18 protein-coding genes are annotated in these 21,851 nt (G+C 72.0%); 15 read left to right on the plus strand and 3 right to left on the minus strand.

Annotated features, from left to right (window positions below; translation table 11 throughout):
- Nucleotides 1-6: 6 nt before the first annotated feature.
- The 8 genes from ruvC (at nucleotide 7) to SKED_RS08620 (ending at nucleotide 9,077) form a co-directional block, all read left to right on the plus strand.
- Nucleotides 7-576: a crossover junction endodeoxyribonuclease RuvC gene (gene ruvC, locus SKED_RS08585; RefSeq protein WP_012866747.1), complete on the plus strand. Its 570-nt coding sequence runs from the start codon at nucleotides 7-9 to the stop codon at nucleotides 574-576.
- Between the two features lie 52 nt (nucleotides 577-628).
- Nucleotides 629-1,249 carry a Holliday junction branch migration protein RuvA gene (gene ruvA / locus SKED_RS08590; protein ID WP_012866748.1) on the plus strand — a complete coding sequence of 207 codons (621 nt, stop codon included), beginning with the start codon at nucleotides 629-631 and terminating at the stop codon, nucleotides 1,247-1,249.
- Nucleotides 1,233-2,300, plus strand: coding sequence for a Holliday junction branch migration DNA helicase RuvB (ruvB, locus tag SKED_RS08595; RefSeq protein ID WP_012866749.1), 1,068 nt, complete (start codon nucleotides 1,233-1,235; stop codon nucleotides 2,298-2,300). The genes ruvA and ruvB overlap by 17 nt, the downstream gene beginning before the upstream one ends.
- A 129-nt stretch (nucleotides 2,301-2,429) precedes the next feature.
- Nucleotides 2,430-2,813, plus strand: coding sequence for a preprotein translocase subunit YajC (yajC, locus tag SKED_RS08600; RefSeq protein ID WP_012866750.1), 384 nt, complete (start codon nucleotides 2,430-2,432; stop codon nucleotides 2,811-2,813).
- Nucleotides 2,814-2,914: 101 nt separating this feature from the next.
- Nucleotides 2,915-5,059 carry a protein translocase subunit SecD gene (gene secD, locus SKED_RS08605; RefSeq protein ID WP_012866751.1) on the plus strand — a complete coding sequence of 715 codons (2,145 nt, stop codon included), beginning with the start codon at nucleotides 2,915-2,917 and terminating at the stop codon, nucleotides 5,057-5,059.
- Nucleotides 5,059-6,174 carry a protein translocase subunit SecF gene (secF, locus tag SKED_RS08610; RefSeq protein WP_012866752.1) on the plus strand — a complete coding sequence of 372 codons (1,116 nt, stop codon included), beginning with the start codon at nucleotides 5,059-5,061 and terminating at the stop codon, nucleotides 6,172-6,174. The genes secD and secF overlap by 1 nt, the downstream gene beginning before the upstream one ends.
- Nucleotides 6,171-6,704 (plus strand): adenine phosphoribosyltransferase, encoded by a 534-nt coding sequence (locus SKED_RS08615; RefSeq protein WP_012866753.1) that lies wholly within the window; start codon nucleotides 6,171-6,173, stop codon nucleotides 6,702-6,704. Before secF ends, SKED_RS08615 begins: the two co-directional genes overlap by 4 nt.
- A gap of 45 nt (nucleotides 6,705-6,749) precedes the next feature.
- Nucleotides 6,750-9,077 carry a RelA/SpoT family protein gene (locus tag SKED_RS08620; RefSeq protein WP_012866754.1) on the plus strand — a complete coding sequence of 776 codons (2,328 nt, stop codon included), beginning with the start codon at nucleotides 6,750-6,752 and terminating at the stop codon, nucleotides 9,075-9,077.
- On the opposite strand, the gene SKED_RS19750 is transcribed toward SKED_RS08620, so the two are convergent.
- Nucleotides 9,029-9,658, minus strand: a complete 630-nt coding sequence (locus tag SKED_RS19750) for a hypothetical protein (protein WP_012866755.1) — start codon at nucleotides 9,656-9,658, stop codon at nucleotides 9,029-9,031. The genes SKED_RS08620 and SKED_RS19750 overlap by 49 nt on opposite strands.
- 109 nt (nucleotides 9,659-9,767) lie before the next feature.
- A complete protein-coding gene (locus SKED_RS08630) occupies nucleotides 9,768-11,447 on the minus strand; it encodes a DUF349 domain-containing protein (protein WP_012866756.1) in 1,680 nt (559 codons plus the stop codon).
- Nucleotides 11,448-11,705: 258 nt separating this feature from the next.
- On the opposite strand from SKED_RS08630, the gene hisS reads away from it, so the two are divergent.
- From hisS to SKED_RS18965, 3 genes are all read left to right on the plus strand, one after another.
- Nucleotides 11,706-13,106, plus strand: coding sequence for a histidine--tRNA ligase (gene hisS / locus SKED_RS08635; RefSeq protein ID WP_012866757.1), 1,401 nt, complete (start codon nucleotides 11,706-11,708; stop codon nucleotides 13,104-13,106).
- A 125-nt stretch (nucleotides 13,107-13,231) separates the two neighbouring features.
- The gene (gene aspS, locus SKED_RS08640; RefSeq protein ID WP_012866758.1) at nucleotides 13,232-15,004 is read left to right on the plus strand and encodes an aspartate--tRNA ligase; all 1,773 of its coding nucleotides are present in this window, start codon (nucleotides 13,232-13,234) and stop codon (nucleotides 15,002-15,004) included.
- Entirely contained in the window at nucleotides 15,001-15,777 is a 777-nt protein-coding gene (locus SKED_RS18965; RefSeq protein WP_012866759.1) for a GNAT family N-acetyltransferase, read from the plus strand. Before aspS ends, SKED_RS18965 begins: the two co-directional genes overlap by 4 nt.
- Nucleotides 15,778-15,869: 92 nt before the next feature.
- On the opposite strand, the gene SKED_RS08650 is transcribed toward SKED_RS18965, so the two are convergent.
- On the minus strand, nucleotides 15,870-18,155 hold the full coding sequence (locus tag SKED_RS08650; protein ID WP_012866760.1) for an MMPL family transporter: 2,286 nt from the start codon (nucleotides 18,153-18,155) through the stop codon (nucleotides 15,870-15,872).
- 144 nt (nucleotides 18,156-18,299) lie between these two features.
- On the opposite strand from SKED_RS08650, the gene SKED_RS08655 reads away from it, so the two are divergent.
- The 4 genes from SKED_RS08655 to SKED_RS08670 all read left to right on the plus strand — a co-directional run bounded on the left by SKED_RS08655 (nucleotide 18,300) and on the right by SKED_RS08670 (nucleotide 21,602).
- On the plus strand, nucleotides 18,300-19,772 hold the full coding sequence (locus SKED_RS08655; RefSeq protein ID WP_012866761.1) for a replication-associated recombination protein A: 1,473 nt from the start codon (nucleotides 18,300-18,302) through the stop codon (nucleotides 19,770-19,772).
- Between the two features lie 242 nt (nucleotides 19,773-20,014).
- Nucleotides 20,015-20,641, plus strand: coding sequence for a 30S ribosomal protein S4 (gene rpsD / locus SKED_RS08660; RefSeq protein ID WP_042437894.1), 627 nt, complete (start codon nucleotides 20,015-20,017; stop codon nucleotides 20,639-20,641).
- Between the two features lie 212 nt (nucleotides 20,642-20,853).
- Nucleotides 20,854-21,228, plus strand: a complete 375-nt coding sequence (locus SKED_RS08665; protein WP_012866763.1) for a DUF948 domain-containing protein — start codon at nucleotides 20,854-20,856, stop codon at nucleotides 21,226-21,228.
- Nucleotides 21,228-21,602 carry a hypothetical protein gene (locus SKED_RS08670; protein ID WP_012866764.1) on the plus strand — a complete coding sequence of 125 codons (375 nt, stop codon included), beginning with the start codon at nucleotides 21,228-21,230 and terminating at the stop codon, nucleotides 21,600-21,602. The genes SKED_RS08665 and SKED_RS08670 overlap by 1 nt, the downstream gene beginning before the upstream one ends.
- Nucleotides 21,603-21,851: the final 249 nt, after the last annotated feature.

The raw sequence follows: 21,851 nt of genomic DNA on the forward strand, positions 1-21,851 counted from the left end.
CGCGTCGTGCGAGTCCTGGGCGTCGACCCTGGCCTGACCCGCTGCGGCATCGGTGTCGTGGACTCCGTGACGGGGCGCCGTGCGCGCCTCGTCGCGGTCGGCGTCGCCATGTCGCCACCGACCGACACCGTCGACGCCCGGCTGCTGCAGATCGCGACCGAGCTCGACGCGTGGATGGACGCGCACACGCCCGACGTCGTGGCGGTCGAGCGGGTCTTCGCCCAGCACAACGTCTCGACCGTCATGGGGACCGCGCAGGTGGCGGGCCTGGCGATGGTGGCGGCCGCGCGCCGTGGGGTGCCCGTCGCGATGCACACCCCGAGCGAGGTCAAGGCCGCGGTCACCGGCAGCGGGCGGGCGGGCAAGGAGCAGGTGCAGAAGATGGTCGCCCAGATCCTCGGGCTGTCCGAGGTCCCGCGCCCGGCCGACGCCGCCGACGCTCTCGCCCTGGCGATCTGCCACCTCTGGCGCCCGTCGGCGATCCTCGACAAGGCCGAGCGGTTCGCCCAGACGCCGGCGCAGCGGGCATGGGCGGCGGCCGAGCAGTCGGCGCGTCGTGCGAAGGGCACCCGGTAGCGGTTGTTACGGTTGTTCGTACACATGTTCGTCCCAGCAGATCGGTGAGACCGTGATCGCGTCCCTGTCCGGAACCGTCCAGACCGTCCGTCTGGACAGTGCCGTCCTGAACGTCGCCGGCATCGGCTACCTCGTCTACGCGACCCCCGCGACGCTCGCGACGCTGCGGGTCGGCGCCGAGGCCTCGGTCGCCACGTCGCTCGTGGTCCGCGAGGACTCGCTCACCCTCTACGGCTTCTCGGACGACGACGAGCGTTCCGTCTTCGAGGCCTCGCAGACGGTCAGCGGTGTCGGTCCCCGCCTGGCCCTCGCGATGCTCGCCGTCCACACCCCCGACGGGCTGCGCCGTGCGCTGGCCGGTGGCGACGTCAAGGCGCTCACCCGTGTCCCGGGGATCGGTGCCAAGGGTGCGCAGCGTCTCATCCTCGAGCTGGGCGACAAGCTCGGGCAGCCGACCGGGCTCGACGGCGGGTCCGTCGCGCCCACCGCCGGCCTCGGGGACCAGCGCGACCAGGTGGTCGAGGCGCTCGTGAGCCTGGGGTGGTCCGCGAAGGTCGCCGAGGACGCGATCGGCACGGTCCTGGCAGAGTCGGGCGCCACCTCTGTGACGACCTCCGACGTCCCCGTCGTGCTCCGGTCCGCGCTCAAGGTCCTCGGTGGCCACCGTGGATGAGGTCGACGCGGACGCGTACGGGCTCGACCTCGCGGCGGACCGGTTGACAGGCTCGGACGCGAGCGACCTCGAGCGGGCGGCCGAGGCGGCCCTCCGCCCGCGACGCCTCGACGAGTTCGTCGGGCAGCGCGTGGTCCGCGACCAGCTCTCCCTCGTGCTCGACGCGGCGATCGGCCGCGGCTCCTCGCCCGACCACGTCCTGCTCTCGGGACCGCCCGGGCTCGGCAAGACGACCCTCGCGATGATCATCGCCGCCGAGCTGGGTGCGTCCCTGCGCGTGACGTCGGGACCGGCGATCCAGCACGCGGGCGACCTCGCGGCCGTGCTCTCCTCGCTCGACGAGGGCGAGGTGCTGTTCATCGACGAGATCCACCGCCTCGCCCGGCCGGCCGAAGAGCTCCTGTACGTGGCGATGGAGGACTTCCGGGTGGACGTCGTCGTCGGCAAGGGGGCCGGGGCGAGCGCCATCCCGCTCACGCTCCCGCGGTTCACCGTCGTGGGGGCGACCACCCGCGCGGGGCTGCTCCCGGCGCCGCTGCGCGACCGCTTCGGCTTCACGGGGCACCTCGACTTCTACTCCTCGGACGAGCTCGAGCGGGTCCTCACGCGGTCCGCGGGGCTGCTCGGCTCCGCGCTCCAGCCGCAGGCGGCGAGCGAGCTCGCGTCCCGGTCGCGCGGCACACCCCGCATCGCCAACCGGCTGCTGCGCCGGGTGCGCGACTGGGCCGAGGTCCGCGGTGACGGGTCGATGGACCTGCGGGCCGCGCGCGCAGCCCTCGAGGTCTACGAGGTCGACGACCTCGGCCTCGACCGGCTCGACCGCGCCGTGCTCCGTGCGCTGTGCACGCGGTTCGCCGGAGGGCCCGTCGGGCTCACGACGCTCGCGGTGACGGTCGGCGAGGAGCCGGAGACCGTCGAGACGGTCGCCGAGCCGTTCCTCGTGCGCGAGGGACTCATGGGACGCACACCCCGCGGTCGGGTCGCGACCCCGGCAGCCTGGGCGCACCTCGGACTGACCCCGCCGGCCGACGGGGCGACGCTCTTCGCGTGACGCACGGCCCTGATACCCCACCGGGGGAGAGCGGGCACTTTCTGGCGTGTCGGGGCGTTAGTCTCTTGGGCGCCACTGCGCCTAGACTCCGATAGTTCCCTACGCAGAACGGAGACGTGATCTCACGTCATGACTACGATCTTCATCCTCCTGCTCGCCGCGGTCGCGATGGTCTTCATGACCCGCAGCTCGCGCAAGCGTCAGAAAGAGGCCATGTCCTTCCGGGACAACCTGGCCGTCGGCCAGGAGGTCATGACCGGCTCCGGCTACTTCGGGACGATCGTCGCCGTCGAGGACGACGCGATCACGCTCGAGACCACCCCGGGCAACACGTCGCGCTGGCTCCGTGCCGCGATCGCCAAGCTCGTGGACCCGCCCGCTGACGCCATCGTCGTCGAGGGCTCCTCGATCGAGACGGCCGCTGCCGTCGACGCCAAGGACGAGCGCGCCTTCGACATCCCTGAGGACATCTCGAGCCTCATCGACAAGAAGTCCGACGAGAACGGCAAGTAGCCCCATCCACCCGTTCCACGCTCCCGCCCGGGCAGGGCGGGGCGTGGTCTGAGCGCCCGCTGCCGTGAGCAGCGGACGCCCGCACGAGAAGAGACACTCTGTTGGCCACCACCAACCGCTCCACCTCCCGTCCGGGACGGTCGCTCATCGGGCTCGGGATCATCGTCCTGGTCCTCTTCGGCAGCATCGGCATCGGGACGTGGCAGTCTGACGCCTCGTGGTCGCCGAAGCTCGCCCTGGACCTCGAGGGCGGCACGCAGATCATCCTGCAGCCCGTGACCACGGACGGTCAGACGGTGACCTCCGAGGACATCAACCAGGCGATCGCGATCATCCGTCAGCGTGTCGACTCCTCGGGCGTCTCCGAGGCGGAGATCACCAGCCAGGGTGGCAGCAACATCGTGGTGGCCCTGCCGGGCCAGCCGAGCCAGGAGACGCTCGACCTGGTCCGGGAGTCTGCGCAGATGCAGTTCCGGCCTGTCCTCTCCTTCTCGATGGTGGCCCCGACGGCCCTGCCCACGGAGGACCCGACGACCGGTCCGACGGCGCCGACCGACGTGCCCACCGAGGACGTCGCGCCCGAGGACGGTGCGACCACCGACGCTCCTGAGGAGCCCGCGACCGACGCGACGACCGAGCCGGCCGAGTCCGGCTCCGGTGGCGGCGTCGCCGCAGCCACGGACCCGGCCGTCGAGCCGACGACGGACGCGGCGACGGAGCCTGCCGTGGAGCCCACGACCGACGCGACCGAGCCTGCCGTGGAGCCCACGACGGACGCCGAGGTCCCGCTCCCGTCCAACCCGAGCGACCTCGCCCAGATCACCCCCGAGCTCCTCGCCGAGTTCCAGGCGCTGACCTGCAGCCCCGACGCGAGCGCCGCGGGCACCGCGCCCAAGGACCCCGCGTCGCCCATCGCCGTCTGCTCGGTCGACGGGACGATGAAGTACATCCTCGGCCCGATGGAGATCGCCGGGACCGAGATCGACAGCGCCAGCTCCGGCCTCCAGGTCAACTCGCAGGGCGTCGCGCTCAACACCTGGGCCGTGAACCTGCGCTTCACCGCTGCCGGGACCGACAAGTTCGCCGACGTGACGACGCGTCTCGCGACCCTGCCGACGTACGCCCAGTGGATCTCCACGGAGAACCCGACCCTGGCACCGAACATGTTCGCCATGGTCCTCGACAACCAGGTCATCGGGGCGCCCGGTGTCACGGCGACGATCCCCGACGGTCGTGCCGAGATCACGGGCAGCTACACGCGCGAGACCGCGACGGCACTGGCGAACCAGCTGAACTTCGGTGCGCTCCCGCTCACCTTCGAGGTGCAGAGCGAGCAGCAGATCTCGGCGACCCTCGGCAGCGAGCAGCTCGAGAAGGGCATGATCGCCGGGCTCATCGGCCTCCTCCTCGTGGTCGTCTACTCGCTGTTCCAGTACCGCGCCCTCGGTCTCGTCACCGTCGCCTCGCTGCTCATCGCCGGGCTGGTGACCTACGGGATGATCACCCTGCTGTCGTGGACGCAGGGATACCGCCTCTCCCTCCCGGGAGTCGCCGGCCTCATCGTCGCGATCGGCATCACGGCCGACTCGTTCATCGTGTACTTCGAACGCATCCGTGACGAGCTGCGCGACGGCAGGTCTCTGACGTCCGCGGTCGACACCGGGTGGGACCGCGCGCGCCGCACGATCGTCGCCTCGGACACGGTGAACTTCCTCGCTGCCGTGGTGCTCTACTTCCTCGCCGTCGGCGGGGTCCGCGGGTTCGCCTTCACCCTCGGCCTCACGACGCTGGTCGACCTCATCGTCGTGTTCTTCTTCACGCACCCGCTGATGAAGCTCCTCGCCAGGACCCGGTTCTTCGCGGACGGGCACCCGGCGTCCGGCCTCGACCCGCACCGCCTCGGCGCGACGGGGGTCCGCTACGCGGGCCGTGGCCGCGTGGTCACGCCCGCCACGGCGGCTGCGACCCCGGGCCTCACCGAGGACCGCCCCGCCGAGCCCACGGGCAAGAAGAAGAAGAAGCAGCTGGTCCCCGCCGGCGCTGCCACGGCCGCGCCCACGATGACCATCGCCGAGCGTCGTGCCCTGGCCGCGGCCGAGGCTGCCGCGCAGAAGTCCGACGCTGCTGAGGCGTCCGACTCCTCGGAGGCCGAGACCGAGCACGACCCGGCGGGCACCCCGCCGGCTGACGACACCCGGACCGACGGCACGCCCGCGTCCGACGAGCGCAAGGACGGGAACCTCTGATGGCCGTCGGATTCGCCCAGTGGGGCAACGACCTCTACACCGGCCGGAAGTCGTACGACATCGTCGGCAAGCGTCGCAAGTTCTACATCGCCTCCGTGGTGATCGTGCTGCTCAGCCTCGTGGTCCTGCTGACCCGTGGGTTCAACCTCGGCATCGAGTTCCGCGGCGGCTCCGAGTTCACGGTGTCCGACGTGTCGACGCTGAGCCAGCAGGAGGCTCTCGACGCGGTGGCCAGCGTCGCCCCGGCCGAGCAGCCGCGCATCTCGAGCGTCGGCTCGAGCGCTCTGCGGGTCCAGACCGCCGCGCTCGACGAGGACGAGGTCGTCGCGGTGCGCGACGCCCTCGCCGCCGCCTACGGTGTGAGCGCCGACGAGGTCACCAGCTCGTTCATCGGCCCGTCGTGGGGAGCCGACGTCTCGGGGAAGGCCCTCACCGGCCTCGTCGTGTTCCTCGTCCTCGTCACCCTCGTCATGTCCGTGTACTTCCGTGCGTGGCGCATGGCGGCGGCGGCGCTCGTCGCGCTGTTCCACGACCTCATCATCACGGCGGGCGTCTATGCGCTCATCGGGTGGGAGGTCACCCCCGCGACGGTGATCGGGTTCCTCACCATCCTCGGGTACTCGATCTACGACACCGTCGTGGTCTTCGACAAGGTCCGGGAGAACACCGCGGACATCACCAAGCAGACCCGGAGCACCTACGCCGAGCGTGCCAACCTCGCGGTGAACCAGACCCTCGTCCGCTCGATCAACACCTCGGTGGTCGCGCTGCTCCCGGTCGCGTCGATCCTGTTCATCGGCGCCTTCATCCTCGGCGCCGGCACCCTGCGCGACATCGCTCTCGCGCTGTTCGTCGGCATGGCCGTGGGCACCTACTCGTCGATCTTCCTCGCGACGCCGCTCGAGGTGACCCTGCGCATGCGCGAGCCCGCCATCGTCGAGCACACGAAGACCGTGCTCGCCCGCCGCGCGGAGAAGGTCTCTGCCGCGGACGGCTCGGGCGACACCGGCGCCGAGGATGCCGAGACCTCGCAGGTCCAGTACGTCGGCCAGCTGAGCCCGGGCTCGCACCAGGGCCACGCCGCACAGCCCCGCAAGCGCAAGGGATCACGGTGACCCGCACGCGCGTCGAGGACCTCGCGTCGTACATCCGGGACGTCCCGGACTACCCGCGCGACGGGATCGTGTTCAAGGACATCACCGGTCTGCTCGTCGACCCGGACGCCCTCACCGAGGCGGTCGACCGCCTCGCGGCGCTCGTGCCCGACGACGTCGAGCTCATCTCCGGCATGGAGGCGCGCGGGTTCATCGTCGGCGCGGCTCTGGCCTTCCGTCTCGGGCTGGGCTTCGTCCCCGTCCGCAAGGCCGGGAAGCTGCCGCCTCCCGTGCGCTCGGCCACGTACGGCCTCGAGTACGGGGAGGCGACCATCGAGATCCGCGAGGGCACCGTCCCTGCCGGTGCTCGCGTCATGCTCGTCGACGACGTGCTCGCCACGGGCGGCACCGCCGCAGCGGGCGCTCAGCTCCTCGAGGAGCTCGGTGCCGAGGTGGTCGGCCTCGCGTTCCTGCTCGAGCTCGACGGCCTCGGAGGCCGCGAGAGGCTGGCAGGGCGCTCCGTGTCCACGGTGCTGCTGGCCGGGTCGTAGAATCGCATCTTCGGGGCTCGTCCCGAAGGTCAGGAGGAGGCGCGCATGACTGAGGACACCCGCTCGACAGACGCGCCCGTCGACCCGGCCCCCGTGAGCACGCCGCCGCTCGGCATCAGCTCCGCCAGCCGCGTCCGGTCTCGCCTCGTGAGGTTCGGCTCGCGGCACGCCGTCGGCACCCCCGCGCTCGAGCCGTTGCTGCGCGCGGTGCGCGCCAACCACCCGAAGGCCGACGTCTCGATCATCGAGCGTGCCTACGTCACCGCGGAGAAGGCCCACCGCGGCCAGATGCGCAAGAGCGGCGACCCGTACATCACGCACCCCGTCGCGGTCTCGACCATCCTCGCCGAGCTCGGCATGACGCCTCCCACGCTCGCCGCGGCTCTGCTGCACGACACGGTCGAGGACACCGACTACTCGCTCGACCAGCTGCGTCGCGACTACGGCGACGAGATCGCCATGCTGGTCGACGGCGTCACCAAGCTCGACAAGGTGACCTACGGTGACGCCGCGCAGGCCGAGACGGTCCGCAAGATGGTCGTCGCCATGGCCCGCGACATCCGCGTACTCGTCATCAAGCTCGCGGACCGCCTGCACAACGCCCGCACCTGGAAGTTCGTGCCGTCGTCCTCCGCGCAGCGCAAGGCGCGCGAGACCATCGAGATCTACGCGCCCCTCGCGCACCGCCTCGGCATGAACACCATCAAGTGGGAGCTCGAGGACCTGTCCTTCCAGACCCTCTACCCCAAGGTGTACGACGAGATCGTGCACCTGGTGAGCGAGCGGGCGCCGGCGCGCGAGGAGTACCTGGCGCTGGTCCGCGAGCAGATCACGGCGGACCTGCGGACCTCGAAGATCAAGGCGACGGTCACCGGCCGGCCCAAGCACTACTACTCGATCTACCAGAAGATGATCGTCCGCGGTCACGACTTCGCCGACATCTACGACCTCGTCGGCACGCGCGTCCTCGTGGACTCGGTGCGCGACTGCTACGCGACGCTCGGCGCCCTCCACGCGCGGTGGAACCCCGTCCCCGGACGGTTCAAGGACTACATCGCGATGCCGAAGTTCAACATGTACCAGTCGTTGCACACGACGGTCATCGGCCCCGGCGGCAAGCCCGTCGAGATCCAGATCCGCACCCACGAGATGCACCGCCGCGCCGAGTACGGCGTCGCCGCGCACTGGAAGTACAAAGAGGCCGCCAAGGACGGCGCCGACGCCGCCGGCAACGACATGCAGTGGCTCCGCCAGCTCGTCGACTGGCAGCGCGAGACCGCTGACCCGTCGGAGTTTCTCGACTCGCTGCGCTTCGAGATCAGCGGGGGAGAGGTCTACGTCTTCACCCCCAAGGGCGACGTGGTCGCCCTGCCTGCGGGCTCGACCCCCGTCGACTTCGCGTACACGGTGCACACCGAGGTGGGGCACCGCACGATGGGTGCCCGGGTCAACGGTCGGCTCGTCCCGCTCGACTCCGCGCTCGACAACGGCGACGTGGTCGACGTGCTCACCTCCAAGTCCGAGACGGCCGGGCCGTCGCGTGACTGGATGGCCTTCGTCAAGAGCCCGCGCGCCAAGAACAAGATCCGGCAGTGGTTCTCCAAGGAGCGCCGCGAGGAGGCCATCGAGCAGGGCAAGGACGCGATCGCGAAGGCGATGCGCAAGCAGAACCTCCCGATCCAGCGCATCCTGTCGCACGAGTCCATCGTCACCACCGCGCACGAGATGCGCTTCGCCGACGTGTCCGCGCTCTACGCCGCGGTCGGCGAGGGGCAGATCTCAGCCGCGAACGTCGTCCAGAAGCTCGTCCAGGCGATGGGCGGCGAGGACAGCAACGCCGAGGACATGGCCGAGATCGCCCGGCCGGGCCACCCGCAGCGCCGGGCGCGGACCGGCGACCCGGGCGTCGTCGTCAAGGGTGTCGACGACATCTGGGTCAAGCTCGCCAAGTGCTGCACCCCGGTCCCGGGGGACTCGATCGTCGGGTTCATCACGCGGGGCCAGGGGGTCAGCGTGCACCGCGCCGACTGCGCCAACTTCGAGGCCCTCCGGTCGCAGCCCGAGCGGATCGTGGACGTCGAGTGGACCACGGGCAGCAGCGCGCTGTTCCTCGTGCAGATCCAGGTCGAGGCGCTCGACCGCTCCCGTCTGCTCTCCGACGTGACCCGGGTGCTCTCGGACCACCACGTGAACATCCTCTCGGCGACGGTCTCGACCTCGAGCGACCGGGTCGCGCTCTCGCGCTTCGTCTTCGAGATGGCCGAGCCCGGCCACCTCGCGAGCGTGCTCACGGCCGTCCGCAAGATCGACGGGGTGTTCGACGTCTACCGCATCACGGGCTCGAAGGCCGCGGAGCCCGTCGTCCACGCCTGAGTGCCTGCTGCGCGTCGGGCCTCGTCGATCCTGCGCCTGGCCACGGCCGACCCGCGCCAGCCTGCGGTGCGGTCCAGCTGGAGGGCCGCCTCGCCGAGGTCGGTCCCGGCGGCCGCGAGCCGCAGGAGCGCCCGTCGCGCGTCGTCCTCGGTGCTCCACGTGGCCAGGTCCATGGCGGTCCGCACCGGGGTGGTCAGCGCTACCCCGCCCAGCTCGGTGACGTCCCAGGGTCGCAGCGGCGCCTGGACGGCGTCGAGCCACGCCCTGGCCTTCGGCCGGGAGGTGCCGGGGCGGTAGACGACGCACGTCCTCCCGCGGGGAGGCGGGCCTCCGGTGTGCACCCACGCCGCCCACGAGCGAGCCAGGACGAGCCCTCCCGTGACCTCCTGGGCGAAGGTGCAGGCCCTCAGCCCGGCTGACTCCGCGACCCCGGCGACGAGGGCGTAGCCGTCGCGGACCTCGACGAGGTACCCGTCACGCAGCAGCGACGCCCAGGCGGCGCCGGTGCACCCGGGGGAGCGCGGCGTCACGAGCGGACCCACCCGAGGGGTGTCTGCGAGCAGGTAGGCGAGCGTCGTCACCGCACCAGCGTGCCCGGACCGTGCCCGGAGACGCCACCGGCGGCGCCCGTCCTGTGGACGAGCGCCGCCGGTGGGTCGAGGCTCTACGAGCCCTGAGACGTACCTGAGGTCAGCCCTGAGCGTCCTCGGCTGCCTTGACGACCTGCTCGAGCCAGGAGCGGCGTGCGGCGAGCGCCGCCTCCGCATCCTTGATCTTGCGGGCGTCGCCCTTGGCCTGGGCCTTGACGAGGTCCTCCTCGAGCCCGACGATCGCGGCCTCGAGCTGCGCCGCGGCGCCCTCGGCGCGTGCGCGGGTCTCGGGGTTGGTGCGGGTCCACTTGGCCTGCTCCGCGTCGCGGACGGCCGTCTCGACGGCGCGCATGCGGCCCTCGACACGCTGGACGTCGCCGCGCGGCACCTTGCCGGCAGCCTCCCAGCGGTCCTGGATGCTGCGCAGCGAGACCTTCGCCTGGGCGAGGTCCTTGATGGGCAGGAGCGCCTCGGCCTCGGCGAGGATGGCCTCCTTGACCACGAGGTTCTCGCCGTACTCGGCGTCGATCTCGGCGTTGGCAGCGTCACGGGCCGCGAAGAACGCGTCCTGCGCCCCGCGGAACCGTGCCCAGAGGGCGTCGTCGTCCTTGCGGTTGGCGCGGCCCGCAGACTTCCAGCGGGTCATGAGGTCGCGGTACGCGCCGGCCGTCGCGCCCCACTCGGTGCTGGTCGAGAGCTTCTCGGCCTCCTCGACCAGGGCCGCCTTGGTGGCCTTGGCGCCCGAGTTCTGCTTCTCGAGCTCGGCGAAGAAGTGCCGGCGCTCACGGTCGAAGGTGGTGCGGGCGTGGCTGAACCGCTTCCACAGCGCCTCCTCGCTCGGGCGGTCCAGGCGCGGTCCGTTGCGCTGGGCGTCCTTCCACGTCTCGAGGAGCGAGCGGAGCTCCTCGCCCGCCGGCTTCCACTGGATGCGGGAGGGGTCGGTCGACGCGAGCTTCTCGGCCGCCTCGACGATCTCGGTGCGGGCCGCCAGCGCGGTGGCCTTGGCTGCGGAGCGCTCCTGCTCGAGCTCGGCGCGACGTCCTGCCGCGACCGTGCGCAGCGCCTCGACGCGGGCACGGAGGCCGTCGAGGTCTCCGACGGCAGCCGGCTCGGCCACCTCCTCGCCGAGCTTGGCGAGCGTCGAGTCGATCTCCTTGGTGGTGAGCTCCGCGGTGCCGAGGCGGGCCTCGAAGAGCGCGACCTTCGCCTGCAGGTCGAGGAACCGGCGGACGTAGAGGGCGATGGCCTCGTCCGGGGTGACGCCGGGGAACTGGCCCACGGTGCGCTCTCCGGCGGACTCGGTCACGTAGACGGTGCCGTCCTCCTCGACGCGCCCGAAGGCGAGGGCGGCCTGGGTCTGGGCGCTCTCGTCGGGGATCGCCGCGGCGGCGGGCTCGGCCGCGCTCGGGGTCGCTGCGGCCTGCGGGCGTGCCGCGGGGCGCGGCACCGGGCGGGGGACCGGACGCGGGGTCGGGCGTCCCTGTGCTGCGGGAGCGGCGGGGGCCGGGGCAGCGGGAGCCTCTGCGGGCGCTGCGGCCGGCTCGGGCTCGGTGGACTCGCTGGTCGACGCAGCGGCCTCGGGCTCGGCTGCCTCAGGGGCAGCAGGCTCGGTCTCGGCTGCGGCCTCGGCGGGCTCGGTGGTCTCCGGCTCGGCGGTCTCGACCGCGGCGGGGGCCTCGGCAGCCTGGGGCTGCGCCGGCGTCGACGCTCCCTGAGCGTCGTCGGCTGTCGTGACAGCGTCCGGGACGGCATCCGTGGTGTTGTCGGTGCTCTCGCTCATGGGGACTGCGCTCCTTGGATGATGGCTCGTGCGAGAGGCGTGCTCCCGCGGGCCAGCGACTGCCTGGGGTACCCCAGGCCGATGTGTGCACTCGGTCCGTGTGCGCGCGCCGAACGGCACCCGCGCCACGGGCTCCCCACAGTCTAGGGAAGTCTGCGCCTCCGCGCTGACGATTTCTGCGATCCGGGCACGAGCGCGCCGGCCCGTGCTCTGGGCGAGGGCGCCGGTCGACCGCCGGGTCTGGAAGAATGTCGTCTCATGGCACGCCCCACACCCCTCTCCGGTTTCCCCGAATGGCTCCCCGCGGCTCGCATCGTCGAGCAGCACGTCCTGGACTCGGTGCGGCGCACCTTCGAGCTCCACGGGTTCGTCGGGATCGAGACCCGAGCCGTCGAGCCGCTCGACCAGCTGCTGCGCAAGGGGGAGACCTCGAAGGAGGTCTACGTCCTCAACCGTCTGCAGGCGACCGAGGACGAGAAGGCCGAGGCCAACCTGTCGGCGGCCGACAAGCAGGGGCTGGGTCTGCACTTCGACCTCACCGTGCCCTTCGCGCGGTACGTCCTCGAGAACGCCGGGCACCTCGCCTTCCCCTTCAAGCGCTACCAGATCCAGAAGGTGTGGCGCGGCGAGCGCCCCCAGGACGGCCGCTTCCGCGAGTTCGTGCAGGCCGACATCGACGTCGTCGGCGCGGGCTCGCTGCCCTACCACTTCGAGGTCGAGGTCCCGCTCGTCATGGCCGAGGCCCTCGGCGCGCTGCGCTCCGTGGGTGTCCCGCCGGTGAAGATCCTCGTCAACAACCGCAAGGTGGCCGAGGGCTTCTACCGCGGGCTGGGCCTCGAGGCAGTCGACGGCGTCCTGCAGGTCATCGACAAGCTCGACAAGATCGGGCCCGAGAAGGTCGCGGCCGCGCTCGTCGCCGACCTCGGTGCGACCCAGGAGCAGGCCGAGGCCTGCCTCGAGCTCGCCTCGATCTCGGGCGAGGACCTCACCGTCGTCGACCGCGTGCGCGCGCTCGCCACGACCCACGGGATCGAGTCCGACCTCCTCGACGAGGGGCTCGCCGAGCTCGGCGCGCTCGTCGAGGCGGCTGCGGTGCGCGCACCGGGCGTGGTGGTCGCCGACCTGAAGATCGCCCGTGGGCTCGACTACTACACGGGCTCGGTCTACGAGACGGTCCTCGTCGGCCACGAAGAGCTCGGGTCGATCTGCTCGGGCGGGCGCTACGACACGCTCGCCTCCGACGGGGCGAACACCTACCCCGGCGTCGGGCTCTCGATCGGCATCTCGCGGCTCGTCTCGCGCCTGGTGGGCAAGGGCCTGGTCCAGGCGTCCCGCTCGGTCCCGAGCGCCGTGGTCGTGGCGGTCACCTCCGACGAGACCCGTCCGGCCTCCGAGGCCGTCGCCGTCGCGCTGCGTGCCCGCGGGATCCCCGTCGAGGTCGCGCCGAGCGCCGCGAAGTTCGGCAAGCAGATCAGGTACGCCGACCGTCGCGGGGTGCCCTTCGTCTGGTTCCCGGCCGGGCTGGGCGCGGACGGCGAGCCCGTCCCGCACCAGGTCAAGGACATCCGCTCCGGCGAGCAGGTCGAGGCCGACCCCGCCACGTGGGAGCCCGGCGCCGACGACTGGTGGCCGCGGGTGCTCCCCGTCGACCAGCCCTGACCTGCCCGTGGTCCGGGCCTGCCCGCGACCGATCACCAGGGGATGGTCTGGCCCTCTAGACTTGTCCCCGACCGTACGGCTCTGCCGGCGGTCCTCTGCCCCACCACCGTCTGAGAGGCTTCTTCGTGCTACGCACTCACACCGCCGGATCGTTGCGCGCCGAGCACATCGGCCAGACCGTCACCCTCACCGGGTGGGTCGACCGTCGTCGTGACCACGGAGGCGTCGCCTTCATCGATCTGCGTGATGCGAGCGGCGTGGCCCAGGTGGTCATCCGTGACGAGTCCGTCGCCCACCCGCTGCGCTCCGAGTTCGTGCTGCAGGTGACCGGCGAGGTCTCCCAGCGCCCCGACGGCAACGAGAACACGAACCTCGCGACCGGCCAGGTCGAGCTCGTGGCGGCCGACGTCGTCGTGCTCAACGAGTCGGCGCCGCTGCCCTTCCAGGTCTCGACCGCCCTCGACGGCACCGAGACCATCGGCGAGGAGGCGCGCCTCAAGCACCGCTACCTCGACCTGCGTCGCCCGGCGCCCGCCAAGGCGCTGCGCCTGCGCGCCAAGGCGAACGCCGCGGCCCGCCGCGTGCTCGACGCTCAGGAGTTCGTCGAGATCGAGACGCCGACCCTCACCCGGTCGACGCCCGAGGGTGCCCGCGACTTCCTGGTGCCCGCACGCCTGGCCCCCGGGTCCTGGTACGCACTGCCGCAGTCCCCGCAGCTGTTCAAGCAGCTGCTCATGGTCGCCGGCATGGAGCGCTACTACCAGATCGCCCGCTGCTACCGCGACGAGGACTTCCGTGCGGACCGCCAGCCGGAGTTCACCCAGCTGGACGTCGAGATGAGCTTCGTCGAGCAGGACGACGTCATCGCCCTGGGCGAGCAGCTGCTCGTCGCGCTCTGGGACCTCATCGGTGTCACGATCCCGACGCCCATCCCGCGCATGACGTTCAAGGACGCCATGGAGCGCTACGGCTCCGACAAGCCCGACCTGCGCTTCGGCCTCGAGCTCACCGAGCTCACCGGGTACTTCAGCGAGACCCCCTTCCGCGTGTTCCAGGCGCCGTACGTCGGGGCCGTCGTGTTCCCCGGCGGTGCCTCCACGCCGCGCCGTGGCTTCGACGCCTGGCAGGAGTGGGCCAAGCAGCGTGGCGCCAAGGGTCTCGCCTACGTCACCTTCACCGAGGACGGCGAGCTCGGCGGTCCGGTCGCCAAGAACCTCTCCGACTCCGAGCGCGAGGGCCTCGCGGCCGCCACGGGCGCCAAGCCCGGTGACGCCGTGTTCTTCGCGGCCGGCAAGCCGACCGACGCCCGTGCCCTCCTCGGTGCGGCTCGTCTGGAGATCGGCAAGAAGGCCGGTCTCATCGACGAAGACCAGTGGGCCTTCGTGTGGGTCGTCGACGCGCCGCTGTTCAAGCCCACGGGCGAGGACGACGACGTCGCGGTCGGCGAAGGTGCGTGGACCGCGGTCCACCACGCCTTCACCTCGCCCACCCCGGAGTGGATCGACACCTTCGAGGAGAACCCGGGCGAGGCTCTCGCCTACGCCTACGACATCGTCTGCAACGGCAACGAGATCGGTGGCGGGTCCATCCGTATCCACCGCCGCGACGTCCAGGAGCGCGTCTTCGCGATCATGGGCATCGGCGAGGAAGAGGCGCAGGAGAAGTTCGGCTTCCTCCTCGACGCCTTCGCCTTCGGCGCGCCGCCCCACGGCGGGATCGCCTTCGGCTGGGACCGCATCCTCACGCTGCTCACCGGGTCGGACTCCATCCGCGACGTCATCGCCTTCCCGAAGTCGGGCGGCGGCTTCGACCCGCTCACCCAGGCCCCGGCTCCGATCACCGCGCAGCAGCGCAAGGAAGCCGGTGTCGACAGCACGCCCAAGCCTCCTGTCGAGTGACGACCGTCGGCTCGCTGCCGACCCCGTGGAGCGCGGACCCCTACCTCGTGGGGGAGCGCGCTGACGCCGAGCTCCTCGCGCACGCCTGGGACGACCAGGGCTGCGTGCTGGTGCTCGACGACCACCTGGGTCGGTCGCTCGTCGGCATCGGGACCCCGGAGGCCGTCGCCCGGCGGCTCACGCAGTCGGCGGCGGCCTTCGCCGCGCTCGGCCCCCGGACCCTGACCCTCGAGCGCGGGACGTGGGAGCGGGTCCCTGCCGACGTGCGTGAGGTGCTCGTGGGCGCGCACCGGGTGTCCGAGTGGGACTGGATGTGGACGGGGGCGCCGCTGCGTCTCTCAGGCGCCGCACGGACCGTCGAGCGCTTCTCGCTCGGCCCCGAGGCCGACGCGCTCGTGAGGGAGTGCCTCGACCGGGCGCACCCGGTCGCCTCGACGCTCCCGGGCGACCCACGGCTCACGGCCTGGTGGGGCGTGAGGGACGGGACGCGTCTGCTCGCGACCGTCGGGTCGATCGACGTGTTCCCCGGTGCGCCGTCGCACCTCGTCTCCCTCGGCGTCGACCCGGAGCACCGGGGCGAGGGGCTGGCCGGTGCCGTGCTCGCCGCCGCGGTCGAGGACGGCCTGCGGCGGGTCCCCGCCGTCGGCGCACCGATGGTGCACCTCGGGCTCTACGCGTCGAACGACGTCGCACGCCGGGTCTACACCCGGCTCGGCTTCACGCTCGCGCACCAGTTCATGTCGGTGCGGGCGGCTGAGGTCGAGACCGGGTGACCACGCCGACCTGATCTCCGGCAGGCTGCCCGCGGCTCGTCCTCTGCGGACGGTGCGGGCAGCCGGGACCCTCGGTGGGTGGGTGCCCTCGGTCAGTGGATGATCGCGAGCCGCTCGTGCACGCGGCGCAGCGGCGCCGGCGCCCACCAGTTGTAGCGGCCGAGCAGCGTCATGGTCGCGGGCACCAGCAGCATGCGGACGATCGTCGCGTCGATGAGCACGGCGACCGCCAGGGCGAAGCCGACCTGCTTGATGATGAGCAGCTCGCCGAACACGAACCCGGCGAAGACCACGATGATGATCGCCGCGGCCGAGGTGATGATGCGGCCCGAGCGCTGCAGCCCGAGCCGGACCGCCGTGTCGGGGTCTGTCCCGGAGTCGTACAGCTCCTTGATCCGCGACAGCAGGAACACCTCGTAGTCCATCGCGAGCCCGAAGGCGAAGGCGACGACGAGCGCGACCACGAAGGTCTCGATGCCCCCGGTCGAGGTGAAGCCGAGCAGGCCGGACAGGTGCCCGTCCTGGAACACCCACACGAGGATGCCCATCGAGGCGCTGATCGAGATCGCGTTGGTCAGCAGCGCCTTGAGCGGGATGACCACGGAACCGGTCATGAGGAACAGCAGCACGAAGGTCGCCAGGACCACGATCGCGACCGCCCACCAGACCCGGTCGGCGAGGGCCGAGACGAAGTCGGCCTGCCCTGCCGCCTGGCCCGTGACCCAGGTGTCGAAGCCGGGGTCGAGGGCGCGGATCTCGGCGACCACGTCGAGGGCCTCCTGGCCGCCCGCGTCGCCCGAGTCCAGGGTGATGCCGACGACGGAGTAGCTGCCCTCGGGTACCGGCGCCGAGACGGTGTCGACGCCGGGGATCGCGGTGACGTCCACCCCCCAGTCGGCCAGCGGGCCGGTGATCGACCCGTCGGTCATCTGGTCGGTGATGTCCACGTCGGCCACGACGACGATCTCGGGCGACGACGTCGAGGGGAACTGCTCGGCGAGCCGCGTGACGAACTGGCGCTGGTCCGACGACGCCGGGAGCATCTCGATCCCGGAGTTGCGCATCTGCAGGCCGAGGGCGGGGGAGGCCAGGCCGAGGAGCACCACGACGCACCCGGCCGCGACCCAGCCGGGTCGGCGCTGGACGCGCTCGGCGAGCCGGGAGAAGACGCCCTCGTCGCGGTCGACGGCCGCGGTGTGGCGCAGGACGCGGTCGGCACCGGGGACCTTGGTGAGGACGCCGGGGCGGACCAGACGACGGCCGGCGAGCCGCAGCAGCGCGGGGACCAGGGTCAGGGCCGTCGCGACGGCTACGAGGATGATCGACACCCCGCCGGCGCCGATGGCGCGCAGGATGTCGGGGCGGAACACGAGGAGGCCCGCGATGGAGATCGCGACCGTGAGGGCCGAGAACGCGACGGTGCGGCCCGCGGTGGCCATGGTGCGCACGAGCGCGTCGGCGACGACGGTGTCCTTGCGGCTGCGTCGCCGAGGGGCGTCCGCGTCGGTCGGCGCGAGCGCGTCGAGCCGGACGAGCTCCTCGCGGAACCTGGAGACGACGAGCAGCCCGTAGTCGATGGACAGCCCGAGGCCCAGGACGGTGACCACGTTGACGATCGAGGCGTCGATCTCCATGAGGTACGACAGCCCGAGGAGCACGCCGAGGCCGGTGCCGATCGAGGCCAGCGCGCCGGCCATGGGCATCGCGGCGGCGAGGAACCCACCGAAGACGAGCACCATGATGAGCAGCGCGACCGGGAGGGCGATCGCCTCGCCGGTGGTGAGGTCGCGCTCGACCTGGTGGGTGATCGCATCGATGACCAACGATGTCGCGCCGACCAGGCCCGTGGTCTCCGGCTCGAAGGCCTGGAGCTGCGCGGTGGTGGCGTCGAGGGCCGTGACGACCTCCGCGACGGTGGCCGAGGCCTGGTCGGCCGTGAGGTCGCCGCTCACCGAGACGATGACGACGAACCCGTCGCCGTCGGCGGCGGTCAGCAGGGCTCCCGCGGGGCTCGTGGGGCCGTCCGGCAAGGACACCGGGTCGAGGACCGTCTCCACGCCGTCGACCGCCGCGACGTCCGCGAGGGCGGGCTCGAGCACCTCGGCGAGGCCGTCGGTGGTCGGGGCGAGGTTGTCCACGATGAGCGTGACGTCCTCGCCGTCCTCGTCGACCGTCGCGAGGATCCGCTGACCCTCGTAGCTCTCGGAGCCCGCGACCGCGGGGTCGCCGGTGGTGAGCCGCGAGAACAGGCTCTCGCCGTGCACCCCGAAGAGGGCCAGGGCGACGCCGAGCGTCGTCAGCGCGGCCCACACGGAGATGGCGGTACGGGGGTGGTCGCTGATGCGACGGCCTAGGTTCTCGAACACGCAGGCCAGCATCCCATCCCGCGGGCCCTCGGGGCTACGTCGCGCGGTCGCCGGACGTCTCGTGAGCGCGACCGCCGGACGCGCAGGGAGCCGAGAGGCACCGTCAGGCGGCGTCCGCGGCGGGCGGCGTGGGTGGGAGGACCTACGCTTGTCCGCATGGATCTGTTCGACTCGACGACGCAGGACACCAGCGGCGTCCCGCGGGTCGGGGCAGGCTCCCCGCTCGCCGTCCGCATGCGTCCGGCGTCGCTGGCGGAGGTCGCGGGACAGAAGCACCTGCTCGTGCAGGGCTCACCGCTGCGCAGGCTCGTCGAGCCGGCCGACGACTCGTCCCGCCGGGCGGCGCCCGGCTCCGTCATCCTCTGGGGCCCTCCGGGCACCGGCAAGACGACGCTCGCCTACCTCATCGCGACGAGCTCCGGGCGTCGGTTCGTCGAGCTCTCCGCCGTGACGGCGGGCGTCAAGGACGTCCGCGCCGTCATCGAGGACGCCCGCCGGCGCCTGGCGACCGGAGGCTCCGAGACCGTCCTGTTCATCGACGAGGTGCACAGGTTCTCCAAGTCGCAGCAGGACGCGCTGCTGCCCAGCGTGGAGAACCGCTGGGTGACGCTCGTCGCCGCGACCACCGAGAACCCGAGCTTCTCGGTGAACTCCCCGCTGCTGTCGCGGTCGCTGCTGCTCACCCTGCAGCCGCTCACCACCGACGACGTCCGGACGCTCGTGCGTCGCGCGGTCGAGGACGAGCGCGGGCTCGCCGCCACGGTGCGCCTCGACGACGACGCCGAGGACCACCTGCTGCGGCTCGCCGGCGGCGACGCGCGCAAGGCGCTCACCATCCTCGAGGCGGCGGCCGGGGCGGCGCTCTCCGACCACCGTGAGGAAGAGCTGGTCGGGAAGCCGGACGGCGCGAGCGGCGAGACTGATGCTGCCGAGACTGACGCTGACGAGGATGCGGCCGACGAGGATGCTGACGACGGCGCCGCCCTCGTCACCGTGGACCTCGCGACCATGGAGCGCGCGATCGACGTGGCCGCCGTGCGCTACGACCGGGACGGCGACCAGCACTACGACGTGATCAGCGCCTTCATCAAGTCGATGCGCGGCTCTGACGTCGACGCCTCGCTGCACTACCTCGCGCGGATGATCGCGGCGGGGGAGGACCCGCGGTTCATCGCGCGACGCGTCGTCATCGCGGCGGCCGAGGAGGTCGGCATGGCGGACCCGAGCGCGCTCCAGACGGCGACGGCCGCGGCGAACGCCGTCGCGCTCATCGGGATGCCCGAGGCGCGGATCATCCTCGCCGAGGCCGTCGTGCACATCGCGTCGGCCCCGAAGTCGAACGCGGCCTACACGGCCATCGACGCCGCCCTCGCCGACGTCCGGGCCGGGAAGGTCGGCACGGTGCCCCCGCACCTGCGCGACGCCCACTACTCGGGAGCCAAGGCCCTGGGGCACGGTCAGGACTACCGGTACGCGCACGACGCGCCGCACGCGGTCGCGACCCAGCAGTACCTCCCCGACGACCTCGTCGGCACGCAGTACTACCGCCCGAGCGACCGTGGCTTCGAGCGGTCCGTCGGCGAGCGGATGGAGCGCGTGCGCAAGATCCTGCGGGGCGAGTCGTCCTGAGGCGCCGGACGCGCCTCAGGTCGTGAGGTCGTGACGTGCAGCGGCTGTGACCGGCCTACCTCTACCTGCTGCTAGACTTCTCAGGTTGCCCTCACGGGTGACCGCCTGGGACCTCGGCCCGGTGAGACCCGCTCGAGCACGTCTCGTGCACGATCGTGGGTCTCCGTCGGCTGGTCCCGCACGCTGCTGCACCGCAGCCGCGTGTGATCGAACACTCCACGACAGGAACGGAAGAACTCTCTATGTCTTCAGTGACCCGTTCGCGCCGCCAGGTCCGCCTGAGCCGCGCGCTGGGCATCGCGCTCACCCCGAAGGCCGTCAAGCACTTCGAGAAGCGTCCCTACCCGCCCGGCGAGCACGGCCGTGCCCGCCGCCGCACCGAGTCGGACTACGCGGTCCGTCTCCGTGAGAAGCAGCGTCTGCGCGCCCAGTACGGCCTCCGCGAGAAGCAGATGGCCCGTGCCTTCGAAGAGGCTCGCAAGGCTCCGGGCCTGACCGGTGAGGCGCTCGTCGAGCTCCTCGAGGTCCGTCTCGACGCCCTGGTGCTCCGTGCCGGCTTCGCCCGCACCACGCTCCAGGCCCGCCAGGCCGTGGTCCACCGCCACATCCTCGTCGACGGCAAGATCGTCGACCGCCCCTCGTTCAAGGTGAAGCCGGGCCAGACGGTCCAGGTCAAGCCGAAGAGCCAGTCGATGACGCCGTTCCAGGTCGCCGCTGCCGGCGCCCACCGCGACGTCCTCCCCGCCGTCCCCGGGTACCTCACGGTCTCGCTCGAGAAGCTCTCCTTCGTGCTCTCGCGCAGCCCGAAGCGTGCCGAGGTCCCCGTGACCTGCGAGGTCCAGCTGGTCGTCGAGCACTACTCGCGCTGACCCGCTGCACCCCGGAGCACCTGCTCCACCACCACACCCCGTCCGCAGACCCTGCGGGCGGGGTGTCGTGCGTCCTGGGCCGTCCACGACCCGCATGCGTCGAGCGCCCGCGGGCGGGTATGGTCGCACCAGCCCTCAGGCAGGTGGCGCACGGTGCCGCCCGTCTTCGCCCCGGGTCTCGTGCGACCCGGAGAACAGTGCAGGAGTACTCAGTGATCGGTGACATCGCAGGACTCATCGCGGCCGTCGCGTTCGTCGCGCTCGTCGGGCTGCTGGCGGTCCCGCTCGTCAAGCTCGGGAAGGTCTTCGACACCACGACCGAGAGCATCAAGGACCTCACCGAGCACTCGGTGCCGATCCTCGACGAGTCCGCGCAGACCGTCGCGAGCGCCAACTCCCAGCTGGTCAAGGTCGACACCATCACGACCTCGGCCGCCGAGGTCAGCCAGAACGTCTCGGCCCTCACCGGCCTCTACGCGGCCGCGTTCGGGGCGCCGATCGTCAAGGTCGCGGCCTTCTCCTACGGCGTCCGCAAGGCCTTCGGCCAGGGCGTGTCGCGCGTCCGCGGCGCCGGGAAGGACAGCTGATGTCGCGGCTGTTCTGGCTCGGCACCGGCGTCGCCCTCACCGTGGTGGTGGTGGTCAAGGGGCGCCAGGTCGTGCGTCGCTACGCACCTGCCACCCTCGTCGACCAGGCGACGGCCACCGCGCAGGCCACGGGCTCGGCGCTCTCCGAGGCCGCGTCGAGGTTCCTCGACGACTTCCGCGCCGCGCGCGACGAGCGTGCGGAGCAGCTGAGCGACTCGCTCCTGGCCCGCACCCAGGGGTCGGTCGACGACCTCCGTGCCCGCCGCGACGCGACGTCGCGCCCCGGCGCCGCACGCCCCGGGTCGGCCCGCGCCCACGGCCGCCACAGCGACCTCGAGGACCCCGACGACGACGAGCTCGGCTACTCCTTCTGACCCACCCCGCCTCACCCTGAAACACCCTGCCCCGGCCTTCGCCCTCCGCTCCTCCCTCCCACGAGCACGCGACACGCTCGCGGGGGTACCGCACGCGGTACCCCCGCGCGCGTGTCGCGTGGGTGGTGGAGGGTCGGCTGAACGGTTCGGCGTGCGGGGCGACTACGATTGACCGCGCCCGTCCGCTCGGGCGCCCTGTGTGCACGTCGTCTGCCCGACGACGGTGCTCCACCCCGATCCCGCCCAGCC

The sequence above is a fragment of the Sanguibacter keddieii DSM 10542 genome (assembly GCF_000024925.1).
Taxonomy (GTDB): Bacteria; Actinomycetota; Actinomycetes; order Actinomycetales; family Cellulomonadaceae; genus Sanguibacter; species Sanguibacter keddieii.